Source organism: Kitasatospora sp. NPDC091207 (assembly GCF_044768625.1).
Classification (GTDB): domain Bacteria; phylum Actinomycetota; class Actinomycetes; order Streptomycetales; family Streptomycetaceae; genus Kitasatospora.
In genome coordinates this window covers 180,127-195,976 of sequence record NZ_JBIVVS010000005.1, presented here as the reverse complement: position 1 = coordinate 195,976, position 15,850 = coordinate 180,127, and the positions used below count along the sequence as shown (strand labels likewise).

16 protein-coding genes are annotated in these 15,850 nt (G+C 73.5%); 11 read left to right on the top strand and 5 right to left on the bottom strand.

Going from position 1 to position 15,850, the window contains the following annotated elements; all coding sequences use genetic code 11:
• Positions 1–197: 197 nt before the first annotated feature.
• Positions 198–1,862: an APC family permease gene (locus ACIQTO_RS12405; RefSeq protein ID WP_402386649.1), complete on the bottom strand. Its 1,665-nt coding sequence runs from the start codon at positions 1,860–1,862 to the stop codon at positions 198–200.
• Between the two features lie 393 nt (positions 1,863–2,255).
• Between ACIQTO_RS12405 and ACIQTO_RS12400 the strand changes: the two genes are divergently transcribed.
• From ACIQTO_RS12400 to ACIQTO_RS12370, 7 genes are all read left to right on the top strand, one after another.
• Positions 2,256–2,558 (top strand): urease subunit gamma, encoded by a 303-nt coding sequence (locus ACIQTO_RS12400; protein ID WP_402386646.1) that lies wholly within the window; start codon positions 2,256–2,258, stop codon positions 2,556–2,558.
• Positions 2,555–2,881 carry an urease subunit beta gene (locus ACIQTO_RS12395; protein WP_402386643.1) on the top strand — a complete coding sequence of 109 codons (327 nt, stop codon included), beginning with the start codon at positions 2,555–2,557 and terminating at the stop codon, positions 2,879–2,881. Before ACIQTO_RS12400 ends, ACIQTO_RS12395 begins: the two co-directional genes overlap by 4 nt.
• Positions 2,874–4,610 carry an urease subunit alpha gene (locus ACIQTO_RS12390; RefSeq protein ID WP_402386641.1) on the top strand — a complete coding sequence of 579 codons (1,737 nt, stop codon included), beginning with the start codon at positions 2,874–2,876 and terminating at the stop codon, positions 4,608–4,610. The genes ACIQTO_RS12395 and ACIQTO_RS12390 overlap by 8 nt, the downstream gene beginning before the upstream one ends.
• Positions 4,610–5,275, top strand: a complete 666-nt coding sequence (locus tag ACIQTO_RS12385) for an urease accessory protein UreF (RefSeq protein ID WP_402386638.1) — start codon at positions 4,610–4,612, stop codon at positions 5,273–5,275. Before ACIQTO_RS12390 ends, ACIQTO_RS12385 begins: the two co-directional genes overlap by 1 nt.
• Positions 5,265–5,957 (top strand): urease accessory protein UreG, encoded by a 693-nt coding sequence (ureG, locus tag ACIQTO_RS12380; protein ID WP_402386635.1) that lies wholly within the window; start codon positions 5,265–5,267, stop codon positions 5,955–5,957. Before ACIQTO_RS12385 ends, ureG begins: the two co-directional genes overlap by 11 nt.
• Complete coding sequence (locus ACIQTO_RS12375) at positions 5,954–6,799, top strand: urease accessory protein UreD (RefSeq protein WP_402386632.1); 846 nt, start codon at positions 5,954–5,956, stop codon at positions 6,797–6,799. Before ureG ends, ACIQTO_RS12375 begins: the two co-directional genes overlap by 4 nt.
• A 150-nt stretch (positions 6,800–6,949) precedes the next feature.
• Entirely contained in the window at positions 6,950–8,260 is a 1,311-nt protein-coding gene (locus ACIQTO_RS12370) for a DUF2254 domain-containing protein (RefSeq protein WP_402386630.1), read from the top strand.
• A gap of 37 nt (positions 8,261–8,297) precedes the next feature.
• Here the strand turns inward: ACIQTO_RS12370 and ACIQTO_RS12365 are convergent, their stop codons facing one another.
• Entirely contained in the window at positions 8,298–9,242 is a 945-nt protein-coding gene (locus ACIQTO_RS12365; RefSeq protein ID WP_402386627.1) for a serine/threonine dehydratase, read from the bottom strand.
• A gap of 324 nt (positions 9,243–9,566) precedes the next feature.
• Between ACIQTO_RS12365 and ACIQTO_RS12360 the strand changes: the two genes are divergently transcribed.
• Positions 9,567–10,460: a DMT family transporter gene (locus ACIQTO_RS12360; protein ID WP_402386624.1), complete on the top strand. Its 894-nt coding sequence runs from the start codon at positions 9,567–9,569 to the stop codon at positions 10,458–10,460.
• A gap of 60 nt (positions 10,461–10,520) precedes the next feature.
• Here the strand turns inward: ACIQTO_RS12360 and ACIQTO_RS12355 are convergent, their stop codons facing one another.
• Entirely contained in the window at positions 10,521–10,886 is a 366-nt protein-coding gene (locus ACIQTO_RS12355; protein WP_402386622.1) for a hypothetical protein, read from the bottom strand.
• Positions 10,883–11,197 (bottom strand): SAV_915 family protein, encoded by a 315-nt coding sequence (locus tag ACIQTO_RS12350; protein ID WP_402386619.1) that lies wholly within the window; start codon positions 11,195–11,197, stop codon positions 10,883–10,885. Before ACIQTO_RS12350 ends, ACIQTO_RS12355 begins: the two co-directional genes overlap by 4 nt.
• A 236-nt stretch (positions 11,198–11,433) precedes the next feature.
• On the opposite strand from ACIQTO_RS12350, the gene ACIQTO_RS12345 reads away from it, so the two are divergent.
• From ACIQTO_RS12345 to ACIQTO_RS12335, 3 genes are all read left to right on the top strand, one after another.
• Positions 11,434–11,859, top strand: a complete 426-nt coding sequence (locus ACIQTO_RS12345) for a helix-turn-helix domain-containing protein (RefSeq protein ID WP_402386617.1) — start codon at positions 11,434–11,436, stop codon at positions 11,857–11,859.
• Entirely contained in the window at positions 11,852–12,208 is a 357-nt protein-coding gene (locus ACIQTO_RS12340) for a DUF4180 domain-containing protein (protein WP_402386614.1), read from the top strand. Before ACIQTO_RS12345 ends, ACIQTO_RS12340 begins: the two co-directional genes overlap by 8 nt.
• A gap of 243 nt (positions 12,209–12,451) precedes the next feature.
• The gene (locus ACIQTO_RS12335) at positions 12,452–14,674 is read left to right on the top strand and encodes an NADP-dependent isocitrate dehydrogenase (RefSeq protein WP_402386611.1); all 2,223 of its coding nucleotides are present in this window, start codon (positions 12,452–12,454) and stop codon (positions 14,672–14,674) included.
• 118 nt (positions 14,675–14,792) lie between these two features.
• Here the strand turns inward: ACIQTO_RS12335 and ACIQTO_RS12330 are convergent, their stop codons facing one another.
• Entirely contained in the window at positions 14,793–15,791 is a 999-nt protein-coding gene (locus ACIQTO_RS12330; RefSeq protein ID WP_402386608.1) for a YdcF family protein, read from the bottom strand.
• Positions 15,792–15,850 lie beyond the last annotated feature (59 nt).

Sequence of the window (15,850 nt, the reverse complement as noted above, 5' to 3'; positions counted from 1 at the left end):
TGATCCTCGCCCCCGGCGTCTGAGCCCCGCCCCTGGCGCCTGAACCCCGGCCTCCTCCGAATCCGCCCCGAGCCGAAGGGCCGCGCCGGTGCCGAAAGGGAGAAACGAGGACGCCGCGAGGAACGAGTGGCGTTGGAGCGCCGACCGTCGGCACCGGACGAGAGCGGCCCGGAGGCGAGGGGGCGACAACACAGCCGTCAGTGGCCGCCCGCGTCGACCACCTCGATGTCCTCGATGTTCTGCTCGATCACCTCGGCCGGCAGCGCGACCCGGATCGCCCAGAAGTACACGGCGAGGGCGAACACGGCGACCAGGCCCATGTCCCACCACATCGGGATGTTGCCCCGGCCCTCGCCGAAGCCGCCCTGCCAGGAGATCAGGCCGAGGCCCACCAGGTAGACCGGCAGCCACTGGGCGGCGCGCCAGTCCAGGCGCGGCGCGTTCGGCAGCCCCTTGCGGATCGCGTACGCGGCGTAGCTGCCGAGCAGGCCGTAGCCGAGGACGATCGCGAGGCCCAGTCGGGACAGGGTGTGCCAGCCGGCCCAGTAGATGATCAGGCTGGCGATCACGAAGGCCAGCGGGGAGATCAGACCGCCGAGCGGCAGCCGGTAGGAGCGCTCGCGGGCGGGCAGGCGCCGGCGCAGTGCGCCGAAGGCCAGCGGGGCGCCGGCGTACATCAGCACGCTGGCGGAGGTGATGAAGCCGACCAGCTCCTGCCAGCTCGGGAAGGGCAGGAAGCAGACGACGCCGGTGACGAAGGAGAGGATCAGGCCGAACCACGGCACGCCGCGGCTGTCCAACTGCTCGAACTTCTGCGGCGCGTAGCCGTTCTTGCTCAGGCCGTAGGAGATGCGGGAGGTGGAGGTGGTGTAGATCAGGCCGGTGCCGCCGGGGGAGACGATGGCGTCGAAGTACAGCACCCAGGCCAGCCAGCCGAGGCCGACCAGGGTGGCGAGGCCGGCGAACGGGCCCTCGATGCCGGGGAAGTCCAGCTTGTCCCAGCCGTTGGCGAAGGAGCTGATCGGCAGCGCGCCGATGAAGACGACCTGGAGCAGGACGTAGATCAGGGTGCCGATGGCGACCGAGCCGAGGACGGCGCGGGGGATGTCGCGCTTGGGGTTACGGCTCTCGCCGGAGATCTGGATGGCCTGCTCGAAGCCGAGCAGCGCGAAGATGATGCCGCTGGAGCTGATCGCGGCGAGCACGCCCTTGATGCCGAACGGGGCGAAGCCGTGCGAGGTGAAGTTCGAGCCGTGGAAGTTGGTCAGCGCGAGCACGAAGATCGTGAGCAGCGGGACGAAGATCTTCAGCCAGGTGGCGATCGAGTTGGTGTGGGCCAGCACCCGCACACCGAGGAAGTTGACCGCGACGAAGACGCCCATCAGGATCACGGCGACGATGAAGCCGCTGGTGGTGAGGGTGCCGTTGTCGTTCAGGAAGCTCTTGGCGAACTCCCAGTGGCCCGCGTAGCCGATCATGGCTTCGACTTCGATCGGCGCCACGGTCGCGGCCTGCAGCCAGGAGAACCAGCCGAAGGACATGCCCGCCAGACCGCCGAAGGCGTAGTGCGGGTAGCGGGCGGTGCCGCCGGCGACCGGGAAGAGCCCGCCGAGTTCGGCGTGCACCAGGGCGAGCAGCACGATCGCGACGGCGCCGATGCCCCAGGAGATGAGCGCGGCCGGGCCGGCGACCATGACCGCGTTCTTGGCGCCGAACAGCCAGCCGGAGCCGATGATCGAACCCACCGAGGCCCACAGCAGGCCGATCAGGCCGACCTCGCGCCGGAGCGACCGGTGGGTGGGTGTCCCGGAGTCGGGAGAGGTGCCGGTGCCCGGCGGGGACAGCTGGTTGAGGGATGCCATGCCAAATCTCTCTGTGGTGTGGGGGCCCCGGCGGACGGAGCGCGGAGAGTTGCCACACAGTAGGCGTATTCATAGACCTATGCACAGATTTCATTACTGAATGTTTACCTACTTCGCCGGATATTCTCGCTGGTAGGGGGTCCTCTGTTCATATGCGTGTTACGTGACTCGCCAGTAGTTTCAGCATCTGAGCGGGAATTGAGCTTCCATGCAAGATCCGGCAATGTTGATGGCAAATAGGGTTATAGAAATGGTGGCGACCGTATAGGGATACCGGGCGGAATCGGTGAGGTGGCCCCCTGGACGGGCCGTTCGTCCGCTACGTTTGCGCCACCACCGCGGCACAGCGTCGTGTCCGCGCGCTCTGAACCTCCCTCACCAAGGTGCGCGCACTTGAAACTCACCCCCCACGAGCAGGAGCGCCTGCTCATCCACGTGGCCGCCGACGTGGCCCGCTCCCGCCGGGCCCGGGGTCTGCGGCTCAACCACCCCGAGACGGTCGCCCTGATCACCTCCCACGTCCTGGAGGGCGCCCGGGACGGCCGGACCGTCGCCGAGCTGATGGACTCCGGTCGCAAGGTGCTCACCCGGGACGACGTCATGGACGGCATCGCCGAGATGATCCCGGACGTCCAGGTCGAGGCGACCTTCCCCGACGGGACCAAGCTGGTCACCGTGCACGGGCCGATCCAGTGAACGGCGAGCGGACGATCCCGGGGCAGATCCTCTACGGCGAGGGCGAGATCGGCCTCAACGCCGGTCTGGCCGTCACCCGGATGACCGTCGTCAACGCCGCCGACCGGCCCGTCCAGGTCGGGTCGCACTACCACTTCGGCGAGGCCAACCCCGGGCTGGAGTTCGACCGGCCGGCCGCCCGCGGCCTGCGGCTGAACATCCCCGCCGGCACCGCGGTCCGCTTCGAGCCGGGCATCCCGGTGGAGGTCGAACTCGTCCCGATCGCCGGCCGGCGCGAGGTGCTCGGCCTGCGCGGCGAGACCGGAGGGCCGCTCGATGCCTGACCGCCCCGCCCTGTGGCTGAGCCGCGAACGCTACGCGGACCTCTACGGGCCCACCACCGGCGACCGCATCCGGCTCGGCGACACCAACCTGTTGATCGAGGTCGAGGAGGACCGCAGCCGAGGCGGTGACGAGGCCGTCTTCGGTGGCGGCAAGGTCATCCGCGAGTCGATGGGCCAGGCCCGCACCAGCCGTGCCGAGGGCGCCCCGGACACCGTCATCACCGGCGCCGTGGTGCTCGACCACTGGGGCGTCGTCAAGGCCGACATCGGCATCCGGGACGGCCGGATCGCCGCGCTCGGCAAGGCCGGCAACCCCGAGACCATGGACGGCGTCCACCCCGGCCTGGTGATCGGCCCGGAGACCGAGGTGATCTCCGGCAACGGCCGGATCGTCACCGCCGGGGCCGTCGACGCGCACGTCCACTTCATCTGCCCGCAGCTGGTGGACGAGGCGCTGGCCTCCGGGGTCACCACCCTGGTCGGGGGCGGCACCGGGCCGGCCGAGGGCAGTAAGGCGACCACGATCACCCCCGGCGCCTGGCACCTCGGGCGGGTCTTCGCGGCGCTGGACGGCCTACCGGTCAACATCGGCCTGCTCGGCAAGGGCAACACCGTCAACCAGGCCTCGATGCACGACCAGCTGCGGGCCGGCGCACTCGGCTTCAAGATCCACGAGGACTGGGGCGCCACGCCGGCCGCGATCGACGCCTGCCTCCGGGTCTGTGATGAGACCGGCGCCCAACTCGCCATTCACACCGACACCTTGAACGAGGCCGGGTTCGTCGGTGACACCCTCGCGGCGATCGCCGGCCGGGGTGTCCACGCCTACCACACCGAGGGCGCGGGCGGCGGTCACGCACCGGACATCATCACCGTGGTCGGCTCCTCGAACGTGCTGCCCAGCTCCACCAATCCGACCAGGCCGCACACCGTCAACACCGTCGCCGAGCACCTCGACATGCTGATGGTCTGCCACCACCTCAGCCCGCACGTGCCGGAGGACCTCGCCTTCGCCGAGTCCCGGATCCGGCCGTCCACCATCGCCGCCGAGGACATCCTGCACGACCTCGGCGCCATCTCCATCATCAGCTCCGACTCCCAGGCGATGGGCCGGATCGGGGAGGTGGTCCTGCGCACCTGGCAGACCGCCCACGTGATGAAGGCGCGGCGCGGAGCGCTCGCCGGCGACGGCCGGGCCGACAACCACCGGGCCCGGCGCTACGTGGCCAAGTACACCATCAACCCGGCCGTCGCCCAGGGCCTGGACGGCGAGATCGGGTCGGTCGAGCCGGGCAAGCTCGCCGACCTGGTGCTCTGGTCGCCCGCCTTCTTCGGCGCCAAGCCCGACCTGGTGGTCAAGGGCGGCCAGATCGCCTGGGCGCAGATGGGTGACGCCAACGCGTCCATCCCGACACCCCAACCGATGCTGCCCCGGCCGATGTTCGGCGCCATCGGGCGTTCGGCGGCGGCCAACTCGCTCAACTTCACCGCGGCGGCGGCGATCGAGGACGGCCTGCCCGAGCGGCTGGCCGAACAGCTCGGCGTGGCCAAGGGGTTCACCGCGATCCGGAACACCCGCGGTGTCACCAAGGAGCAGATGGTCAACAACAGTGCCCGCCCGGACGTCCGGGTCGAGCCCGACACCTTCACCGTCACCATCGACGGTGAACTCGTCACCCCCGAACCGGCTGTCGAACTGCCGCTCGCCCAGCGGTACTTCCTCTTCTGATGGGCCTCGCAGCACTGCTGCTGCTCGCCGACGGGCGGTTCCCCGCCGGCGGGCACGCCCACTCCGGCGGCGCCGAGGCGGCCGTCCGGGCCGGGCGGGTGCGGGACGCCGCGAGTATGACGGCCTTCCTCACCGGGCGGCTGCACACCACCGGCCTGGTGGCCGCCGCCCTGGCCGCGGCCGCCGCGGACGGACAGGACGCCGCCCGGCTCGACGCGGCCGCCGACGCCCGCACCCCCTCACCCGCCCTGCGGGCCACCAGCCGCCGGCTCGGCCGTCAGCTGCTCCGGGCCGCCCGCGCGGCCTGGCCCCACCCCGGGCTGGACCGGCTGGCGGCCGCGTTCCCGCGCGGCGCACACCAGAGCGTCGTCCTGGGCACCGCCGCCCTGGCCGCCGGGCTCACCCCCGCCCAGGCCGCGACCGCCGCCGCCCACGAGAGCGTCAACGGCCCGGCCACCGCCTGCGTCCGGCTCCTGGGCCTCGACCCGTACGAGGTCGCGGCCGCACTGGCCCGGCTCGCCCCCGAACTCGACACCGTGGCCGAGGCCGCCGTCACCGCCGCCCTGTGCGGGGACCCGGACGCGCTGCCCGCCGCCTCCGCGCCGCTGCTCGACGTCTACGCCGAGCAGCACCACTCCTGGAAGGTCCGCCTCTTTGCATCGTGACCACGCCGACCCCGTCGACGCCCCCGCCCGCCACACCTACACCGACACCACCACCGGCGGCACCCGCCGCCGCGCCCTGCGGATCGGCCTCGGCGGCCCGGTCGGCTCCGGCAAGACCGCCACCGTCGCCGCGCTCTGCCGCCTGCTGCGCGCGGAGCTGTCGCTGGCCGTCGTCACCAACGACATCTACACCACCGAGGACGCGGAGTTCCTGCTCCGCAACGCCGTCCTGCCGCCCGAGCGGATCACCGCCGTCGAGACCGGCTGCTGCCCGCACACCGCCATCCGCGACGACATCTCCGCGAACCTGGAGGCCGTCGAAGAACTGGAGGAGGCGGTCGGGCCGCTCGACCTCGTCCTGGTCGAGTCCGGCGGCGACAACCTCACCGCCACCTTCAGTCGAGGGCTGGTCGACCACCAGATCTTCGTCATCGACGTCTCCGGCGGCGACAAGATCCCGCGCAAGGGCGGCCCCGGGATCTCCACCTCGGACCTGCTGGTGATCAACAAGACCGACCTCGCCCCGCTGGTCGGTGCCGACCTCGACGTGATGGCCCGCGACGCCGCCGCCCAACGCGGCCCGCTGCCCACCGTGTTCTCCGCGCTCACCTCGCCCGACGGCGTGGCGCCCGTCGCCGACTGGGTGCGGGAGCGGCTGGCCGACTGGCGCACCCGGCCGTGACGGCCGGCACGGGAACGGCCCCGGTCGGGGCGGTCCTGGTCGGGGCGGCCCCGGCGGGGCAGGCCCGGCCCGACGCGACCCGCACCGACGGCCCCGCACCGGCCCCGCCCCGGGCCGCCCTGGTGGCGCGGGCCAGGATCCGGGCCGAGCCCGACGGACGGGGCACCACCGCCCTGCCCGTCCTGTCCGGTGCCGGACCGCTCGCCCCGCGCCGCACCCGGGACGTGGACGGCGGAGCCCAGGTGGTGATCGTCGGCTCGATGGCCGCGCCGCTCGGTGGCGACCGGCTGGCACTCGCGGTCGAGGTGGCCGACGGCGCGGCCCTCACCGTGACCAGCGCGGCCGCGACCATCAGCCTGCCCGGCCCGGGTCCGGCCCGGTACGACGTCGAACTGACCGTGGGGGAGGGCGCCCGGCTCGACTGGCGCCCCGAACCCGTGGTCGCCGCCGCCGGCAGCCACCTCGTCCTGCACACCCGGATCACCCTCGCCGCCGGAGCCCTGCTGCGCTACCGCGAGGAGCAGATCCTCGGCCGCCACCACGACTGGGCCCGCGCCGCCGGCCCCGGCCGGCTCACCTCCCGTCTCACGGTCCGCCGGGCCGGCCGCCTCCTGCTCGACCAGCAGACCGACCTGGGCCCCGGCGCCCCGGGCTGGGACGGCCCCGCCGTCCTCGGCGGACACCGCGCCACCGGCCAGCTGCTCACCGTCGGCCACCCGCCGCCCGCGCCGCCCGAGAGCGGCGACGCCGCGCTGTTCGCCCTGCCCGGTCCCGACGCCCATGTGCTCACGGCCGTCACCCCCGACGCGCTCGCGCTACGGCGGGCGCTCGGCAAGTACTGAGCGGGGGCCGCTCCTCACCCGCTCCCGCGACCGCCGCGGGCGTGTCCCGGCGGGCCGACCCGGCCGACCCTGCCGGTGCGCGACTGCGCGACTGCGCGACGTCGCGCGCTGATCCGGCCGAGGCGCCGGCGCACGGCCTAGCCTGGGGCGATGACCGACCGTCGGCCCGTCCGCTACCGCCCGCTGTCCCCGTTGCGCGAGCACCTGCGGGAGTCGTTCTGGTTCGCCCCGCTGGTGACCTGTGTCGCCGCGGTGCTGCTCTCCGGGGTGACGGCCTGGCTGGACAAGGCCGTGGTCACCGCCACCGTCGCCGAGACCGGCTCCGCGGACGAACTGATGCGGTTCACCGGCGCGGCCAAGAGCGTGGTCTCGACGGTGAGTTCGGCGATGCTCACGTTCATCGGCGTGGTCTTCTCGATCTCGCTGGTCGCCCTGCAGATGGCCGCCAGCCAGTTCTCGCCGCGGGTGCTGCGGCTGTACGTGCGCAGCCGGCTCACCAAGGCCACCTTCTCGGTCTGTCTGGCCACCTTCCTGTTCGCGCTGCTGGTCCAGCTCAGCTACGACGACGCCACCGACCCGGCCGAGGTCACCTCGGTGCCGGTCTTCTCCGGCCTCGGCTCCCTGCTGCTGGTCCTGCTCAGCCTGGCCCTGTTCGTGCTCTACGTGCAGTCCACCATGCGGCTGCTGCGAGTGCCGCACGTGATCGACCGGGTCGCGAACGAGTCGGTGGCCGTGATCCTCCAGTACCGGCTGATGCCGCCCGGGGCCCAGCCGCCGGGTGTCCCCGAACAGGCCCTCACCCTGCTCCACGAGGGGCGCTCGGGAGTGCTGCGCGACGTCAACATCGGCCGCCTGGTGCGAATCGCCCGCAAGCACGACGTGGTGCTCCATCTCGTGCCCAGGATCGGCGACTTCATCACGCCCGGCACCCCGATCGTGCGGGTGACCGGGGCCGTCGACCGCCCGCCGCGCCCGCGCCGGATCGCCCTGGCGCTCAACGTCGGCGTCGACCGGACCATGCACCAGGACCTCAGCTTCGGCTTCCGTCAGCTGGTCGACATCGCGATCCGCGCGCTGTCGCCCGCCGTCAACGACCCGACCACCGCTGTGCAGGCGATCGACCGGATCCACCAGCTGCTCGGGATGCTGGTCCACGAGGCCTTCGGGGACCTCTGCTTCCGCGACCGGTCCGGCGCGGTCCGGCTGGTGGAACCGGTGCCGGACTGGCAGTCCGTGGTCGACCTCGCGTTCACCGAGATCCGGCTCTGCGGCGCCGGTCATCCGCAGGTGACCCGCCGGCTGGTCGCCGCCCTGGACGACCTGCTGCGGGTCAGCCCCGCGGCACGTCGTCCCCAACTCATCGAGCAGCGGCTCCTGTTGGACCGCGCGGTGGCCGAACAGCTGCCCGACCCGGACGTGTGTGCGTTCGCCCTGGTGCCGGACCGGCAGGGCATCGGCTGAGCGGCCCCCGGAGGCACCCGGGGGCCGGCCGGGCCCGTTATCCGGCCGCCACCAGGTCGGACGGGTCGGTGTTGGCGCCGCAGAGCAGGACGGCGATCCGCTCGCCGTCCGTACCGCCGGCGCCCGCCGGGCCCGCCACCGCGGCGAGGGCGGTGGCGGCCGCGTGCTCGATGGCGATCCGGCGCTCGTCCCAGAGTGCCTGCCGGGCCTCGACGATGGCGCTGTCCGGCACCAACACCGTCCGGACGCCGTCCTGTTGGGCGGCGTGCACGGCAAGTGCGGTGGCCCGGCGGGCACCCAGCGAATCCGCGGCGACCGAATCCACCGCGACGTCCACCGGGTGGCCGGCCGCCAGCGCCGCGCCCAGCGCCCGGCTGCCCGTCGGTTCCACCGCCACCACCCGGACGCCGTGCTCGCGCGCCGCGGCGGCCACTCCGGCGAACAGCCCGCCGCCGCCGACCGACACCACCACGGTGTCCAGGCCGGGCACCCGGGCCAGGATCTCGTCCAGCACCGTACCGGCCCCGGCCGCGATCAGCGGGTGGTCGTAGGCGTGCGAGGCGAGCGCGCCGCTGCCCGCCGCGAACTCCTCGCAGGCGGCCAACGCCTCCGCGTACTCGCGGCCCGCCAGCCGTACCTCGGCCCCGTAGGAGCGCAGCCGGGCCACCTTGACCGCGGGCGCGGTCTCCGGCAGGAACACGGTGGCCCGCACACGGAGTTCGCGGGCGGCCCAGGCGCAGGCCAGGCCCGCGTTCCCACCGGAGGCGATGGTCACCCCGGCGGTCGGCAGGGTGCCCGCCTCGGTGTGCGCGAGCAGGAAGTTCTGCGCCCCGCGCGCCTTGAAGCTGCCGGTGTGCTGGAGGTACTCCAGGGCCAGCCAGACCCGCCCCTCGTCGTCCCCGGGCGCCACCGTCACGGGGCGCACCCGTCCCGCGATCCGCCGCCCGGCCGCCTCGACCTCGCCGTACGTCAGGTGCTCCACGCTGCTGTTCCTCTCCGCCCGGGGTGGAAGCCGATGTCCACCGCGCCACCGCCGACGGTACGTCGCGGCGGTCCGCAAGCAGAAGATCACGACCGCTCGGCGGCCGCCGAGGAGGGGTCGGTTCCCGGCGGCCACCCGGACCGACCGCGGGGCCCGCCCCGTAGGCTGGGCGTCATGCGTTCCGTGATCCTGCCGCCGCCCGTCCGCTAGCGGGCGGCGCACTCCACGATTCCCAGCCCGGCGGCGCCGCTGCCACCGGGCCGGTGGATGCCGCCCGCGCCGACCGCGGACCTCATCCGGCCCACCATCGTGGAGAACCAACGCATGACCATGAATGCCGCCGTGCCGCTCCGGCGCGGCCTGCTGTCCATCTCGGCCGCCGCCGTCGCCTGGGGCGTCGGCGGGGCCGTCGCCGCACTGCTGCTGCGGACCTCCGGGCTCGGCCCGGTGGCCGTCTGCTTCTGGCGGTTCGCCGTCGCGGCCGGCTGCCTGGCCCTCGTCCCCACCGGTCGGCGACGCGCCGGCGACCGCCCCGGTGCCCGCGGCGCGGCCGTGCTCACCGGCCTCGGGCTGGCGGTCAGCCAGTGCGCCTACTTCGGCTCGGTGCAGTACGCCGGCCTCGGCCTGGGGACCCTGATCACCATCGGCGCGGGGCCGGTCCTGACCAGCCTCGGGGCCCATCTGCTGCTCGGCGAGCGGCTCACCGTACGGGCGTCGGCCGCCATCGCGCTCGCCCTGGGCGGTCTCGCGCTGCTGTTCGCCGCCCCGGCGGCGGGCCCCCGTCCGCTGCTCGGTGTCGGGCTCGCCGCGCTGGCGGGCGCCGGGCAGAGCGGCCTCACCCTCTGGGCGCGTGGCGGCGGTTCGGCCCGGGCGAGCGGCGGTGCCTTCACCACGGGCCTGCTCTGCCTGTTGCCCCTGGCCGCGGTCGAGGGGGTGCTGCCGACCGCGGGCGGCCCGGTGCTGACGGCGGGCGCGCTGCTCTTCCTGGGGACGGTCCCGACCCTGCTCGCCTACCGCTGGTACTTCACCGGTCTGACGGCCGTGCCCGGTGCCACGGCCGCCGTGCTGGTGCTGCTCGAACCGGCGACCGCCGTGCTGATCGCCGTGGTCTGCTTCGGTGAGCCGGTGACCCCGGCGTTGGCGACCGGCTCGGCCCTGCTGCTGGCCGCCATCGCGGTGCTCACCCGCGAGGCCGGCCGGTCGGCAGGGCCCGCGTAGGGCGCACCCGCCCGTGCCCTCCGGCGTCACGCCGGCGGGGGAGGGCACGGGCGGCCGGTCCTACGGCACCGGCCGCAGGGTCGGCGGGCGCGGCGTCAGGGCGCGCAGGACGAGGTCGACCTGGACGCGCACGGCGCCCGAGCGCAGCAGCGCGGTGGAGATCGTGCGCAGCTCCTCGGGGCCGGTGCAGGCGAGGCGCAGTTCGAGGTCGGCGCCGCCGGCCAGCGCGAACCCGCTCTGGACGGCCGGGAACTCGGCGGCCAGCCGGTCGAAGTCCAGCGGTACCGGGCCGAAGCCGACCCGGACCAGGGCGTGCAACGGCCGCCCGCCCCCGGCCCGCGCGGCCCCGTCGGTCCGGGCGGCCGGTTCGGGCCGCCGGACCGGTTCGGGGGGCCGGGCGCCGGGGACGAGCCGGAGCGCCGTCACCGGTGCTGGAGCTGAGTCCGGCTGGCGGGCGTGGCGGGCTCGGCGGGCGCGGGGCCCCGGGTGGGCCTGGCGGGCGGCGCCACCAGCTTCGGGTCCAGCACGAGGGCGTCCACGCCGAGCGGCGCGGTGAGCGCGCGCAGGGCCGGTTCGGCGAGTTCGGTGAAGGCCTGGTCCGGTCCGAGGAGCGCGGTCAGCGCCTCGGTGGTGGCGAAGCCCACCGCGCAGCGGCGGCCGTCGCGCTGGCGGAAGAGTCGGAGGGCGGTGGTGGATCCGGTGACGGTGACCGGGACGTGCCAGACGACGCGGGCCATGCGGGTGCTCCCGAAGAGTGGTGGGGCCTGCCGGAATTGCTTACTCCGACGCTAGGGCGGTTTCGGCCTGTCGGGCGCCGTCCTGACGCCGCGTTGACCGAATGCGGTGCTGTGTTGACGGAGTCCTGACGGTCCCCGGGCTTCCGTTCCGCCAGCCCTTCCCTTTCCTTCCCTATCCAGATCATCGTCATGGTAGTTTGCGTGATGATAGGGAAGTCCGAAAGGAGTGACGCCTGGTGGCGCAGTACTACTCGGTGGAGCAGGTGGCCGAATTGCTGGGGCTGCATGTGCGCACCGTGCGCGGCTACGTCCGGGACGGCCGCCTGCGGGCGACCAGGATCGGCAAGCAGTACCGGATCGCGGCCCAGGACCTCGCGGCGTTCACCGGAGCCCCCGCGGCCGAGCCGCCGGCGGCGCGGCGCCATGCCGAGGCCTCCACCATCGTGCAGATCGACGCGATCGGGACGGTGGAGGCCGCCCGGCTCGCCAACACCCTGATGGCGGCGGTCGCCGGCCCGCGCGAGGGCAGCCCGCTCCGCGTCCAGACCCTGCACGACGAGCAGCGCTCCACGCTCAAGGTGGTCATCCTCGGCGAGCTGGCCGACACGGCCGAGCTGCTCGTCATCGTCAACGCACTGATCGGGGAGAACAACGATGTCTGAGTCCGCCGTCACCGTCCTGCGCCTGGCCGTCGACGGACCGCCGGTGCGCGACGAGCGGGACGCCACCGACCTGCTCGGCGACGCGTTCGGGGCCGGCGCCGCTTGGGTGGTCGTGCCGGTGGAGCGCCTGGCGGAGGACTTCTTCCGGTTGAGCACCAGGGTCGCCGGCGGGATCGCGCAGAAGTTCGCCACCTACCGGGTCGGCCTGGCCGTCATCGGTGACATCTCCCGCCACACCGCGGACAGCGGCGCCCTGCGGGACTTCGTCCGGGAGAGCAATCAGGGCGGCCAGCTCTGGTTCCTGGTTGATGAGGCCGCCTTCGACGCCCGGCTCGGCGCCCGGCCGTGACCGCGGTCCGCTCCCGCGCCGCCCGCCGCTGAAGCCCTGGTCGTGCCCGCCGCCGCGCCGCTCCGGCACCCGCCCGCCGAGTCGCTCCGCTTGCCCGGCGCCCGTCCCGGGACGACGGTGGAGCTGACCGCCGCCCGCCCGCCCGGGCGCCGGAGCGCACTCCGGGGCGGGGGGAGGTGGAGCGAAGGGGCGAACACGAGATATCTTGACATCAAGACGTTGGAGACGCGAAGCGGAGTACCGATGACTGACTCGACCATCATCTATACGCACACCGACGAGGCGCCGGCCCTGGCAACGTACTCGTTCCTGCCCGTGGTGCAGGCTTACGCCTCGACGGCGGGTGTACGGGTGGAGACCCGCGACATCTCCCTCGCCGGGCGGATCATCGCGAGCTTCCCGGAGCGTCTGGAGGAGGGCCAGCGGATCGAGGACGCCCTCGCCGAGCTGGGCGAACTCGCCAAGACCCCGAGCGCCAACATCATCAAGCTGCCGAACATCTCGGCCTCCATCCCGCAGCTGAAGGCGGCCGTCGCCGAGCTGCAGGCGCAGGGCTACGCGCTGCCGGACTACCCGGACGACCCGCGGACGGACGAGGACAAGGACGTCCGGGCCCGCTACGACAAGGTCAAGGGCAGCGCGGTCAACCCCGTCCTGCGCGAGGGCAACTCCGACCGCCGCGCCCCCGCGTCGGTCAAGAACTACGCCAAGACGCACCCGCACCGCATGGGCGCCTGGACGGCCGACTCCAAGACCAACGTCGCGACCATGGGCGAGAACGACTTCCGTTCCACCGAGAAGTCCGCGGTGGTCTCCGCCGCGGGCTCGCTGCGCATCGAGCTGGTCGCCGAGGACGGCACCACCACCGTGCTGCGCCCGTCGGTTCCGGTGCTGGCCGGCGAGGTCGTCGACGCCTCGGTGCTGCGCGTCGCCGAGCTGCGCGAGTTCCTGGCCGCCCAGGTCGCCCGCGCCAAGGACGAGGGCGTGCTGTTCTCGGTGCACCTCAAGGCCACCATGATGAAGGTCTCCGACCCGATCATCTTCGGCCACGTGGTCCGCGCCTTCTTCCCGAAGACCTTCGCCAAGTACGGCGAGGCGCTGGTCGCCGCCGGCCTGAACCCGAACAACGGCCTCGGCGGCATCCTCGCCGGCCTGGAGAAGGTGCCCCACCTGGGCGAGGAGATCAAGGCCTCGTTCGAGGCCGAGCTGGCCGAGGGCCCGGCCCTGGCCATGGTCGACTCCGACAAGGGCATCACCAACCTGCACGTGCCGAGCGACGTCATCGTCGACGCCTCGATGCCGGCCATGATCCGCACCTCCGGCCACATGTGGGGCCCGGACGGCAACGAGGCCGACACCCTGGCCGTGCTGCCGGACAGCAGCTACTCCGGTGTGTACCAGGCCGTCCTCGACGACTGCCGCGCCCACGGCGCCCTCGACCCGGCCACCATCGGTTCGGTGCCGAACGTCGGCCTGATGGCCCAGGCCGCCGAGGAATACGGCAGCCACGACAAGACCTTCGAGATCGCCGCCGCCGGTACCGTCCGGCTCGTCGACGCCGAGGGCGACGTCGTCCTGGAGCAGGCCGTCCAGGCCGGCGACATCTTCCGCGCCTGCCAGACCAAGGACCTGCCGATCCAGGACTGGGTCAAGCTGGCCGTCACCCGGGCCCGCGCCACCGGCGACCCGGCCGTCTTCTGGCTGGACGAGGGCCGCGCGCACGACGCCGTGCTGATCGAGAAGGTCAAGACCTACCTGCCGGAGCACGACACCGCCGGCCTGCAGATCGAGATCAAGACCCCGGTCGAGGCCACCAAGTTCTCGCTGGAGCGCATCCGCCGCGGCGAGAACACCATCTCGGTCACCGGCAACGTGCTGCGCGACTACCTGACCGACCTCTTCCCGATCCTGGAGCTGGGCACCAGCGCCAAGATGCTGTCGGTCGTCCCGCTGATGAACGGCGGCGGCCTGTTCGAGACCGGCGCCGGCGGCTCCGCCCCGAAGCACGTCCAGCAGCTGGTCAAGGAGAACTACCTGCGCTGGGACAGCCTGGGCGAGTTCTTCGCGCTGGCCGCCAGCTTCGAGCACCTGGCCCAGACCACCGACAACGCCCGCGCCCAGGTGCTGGCCGACACGCTGGACCGCGCCACCGGTACCTTCCTCAACGAGGACAAGTCGCCGAGCCGCCGCCTCGGCGGTATCGACAACCGCGGCAGCCACTTCTACCTCGCCCTGTACTGGGCCCAGGAGCTGGCCCAGCAGACCGCCGACACCGAGCTGGCCCAGGCGTTCGCCGGCCTGGCCAAGTCGCTGGCCGAGCAGGAGCAGGCCATCGTCGAGGAGCTCGTCGCCGTTCAGGGCTCGCCGGTCGACATCGGCGGCTACTACCAGCCCGACCCGGCCAAGGCCGCGGCCGTGATGCGCCCGTCGAAGACCTTCAACGAGGCGCTGGCCAACCTCGGCTGACCGTAGCCGGGACGGAGCCGGCGGCGCGCCGGCACCGAGCTGTACCGGGAGGCCCCCGGGTCCGCACACGCGGACCCGGGGGCCTCTCCGTCTCCGGCGGCCCGGGGGCCCGGACGGCTCACCACTGCCAGCCCGCCCACGCCCCCGCCACCGTGAGCAGCAGGACGGCGGCGGTGTTCACCCGCGGGTACATCAGCGCCGTCGCGACCACCTCGCGCAGGACGGCGCTGGGCCAGTAGTACCCGGCGGTCGGCGCGCCGACGACCTGCCCTGGCACGCCCGCCCGGCGGGTGGTGACGGCCGAGCGGAGCACGTGGAAGCTGCTGGTCACCACGGTGCAGTGGTAGCCGGGCCGCTCGCGCTCCATCAGCTCCCGGCTGAAGGCGAGGTTCTCGGTGGTGTTGGTGGCCTTCTCCTCGCGTCGGATCCGCTCGCGCGGGCAGCCGGCAGCGATGAGGTAGTCCGCCATGGCCGAGGCCTCGGTGCAGCTCTCGTGCGGCCCCTTGCCACCGGTCACCAGCAGCAGTGGCGTGTGCCCGGCGGCCTCCTCGGCGCGGTAGAGCGCGACCGCCCGGTCCAGCCGGGAGGCGAGCAGTGGCGGCACCTCGCAGCCGTCCAGCCCGGCGCCCAGCACCACCAGGTAGTCGGCGCCCGGCCGCGGGGCGAGCCGCCGGTACAGCAGGGTGTACCCGAGGAAGCAGAGCAGCAGGAAGGCGCCGTAGCCGCCGAGCAGCACGGCGGCGCCGGCCGCCGCCCGCAGCACCCGGACGCTGAGGTAGGTGGCCGAGAGCAGCAGTGCCAGCAGGCCGAGCAGGGCCGCGCCGGCGAGCAGCGACAGCAGACTGGCCGGGCGGGTCCCCTCCCGCCGGACCATGGTGACCCCGTTGGCCACCAGCAGGGCCGCCGCCACCAGTCCGCTCAGCCAGACCGCGCCCGCCACCGCGGCCGTGACGGCGCCGGCGGCCGGTGCGGCGAAGTGGCCGACCGCGCTCACCGTGCCGAGCACCGCGCAGACGGCGATCAGACCGAGCAGCACCCCGTTGCCGAACCTCCTCGGCTCCTGGATCCGGGAGAGCAGGACCACGGCGAGCAGGGCGGACATCAGAAGGGCTTGCATGCCCGGATCGTAGGCACAGACGACGCGGCGCCGCCGCCTGCCGGGTCGGTCCCGGCGGG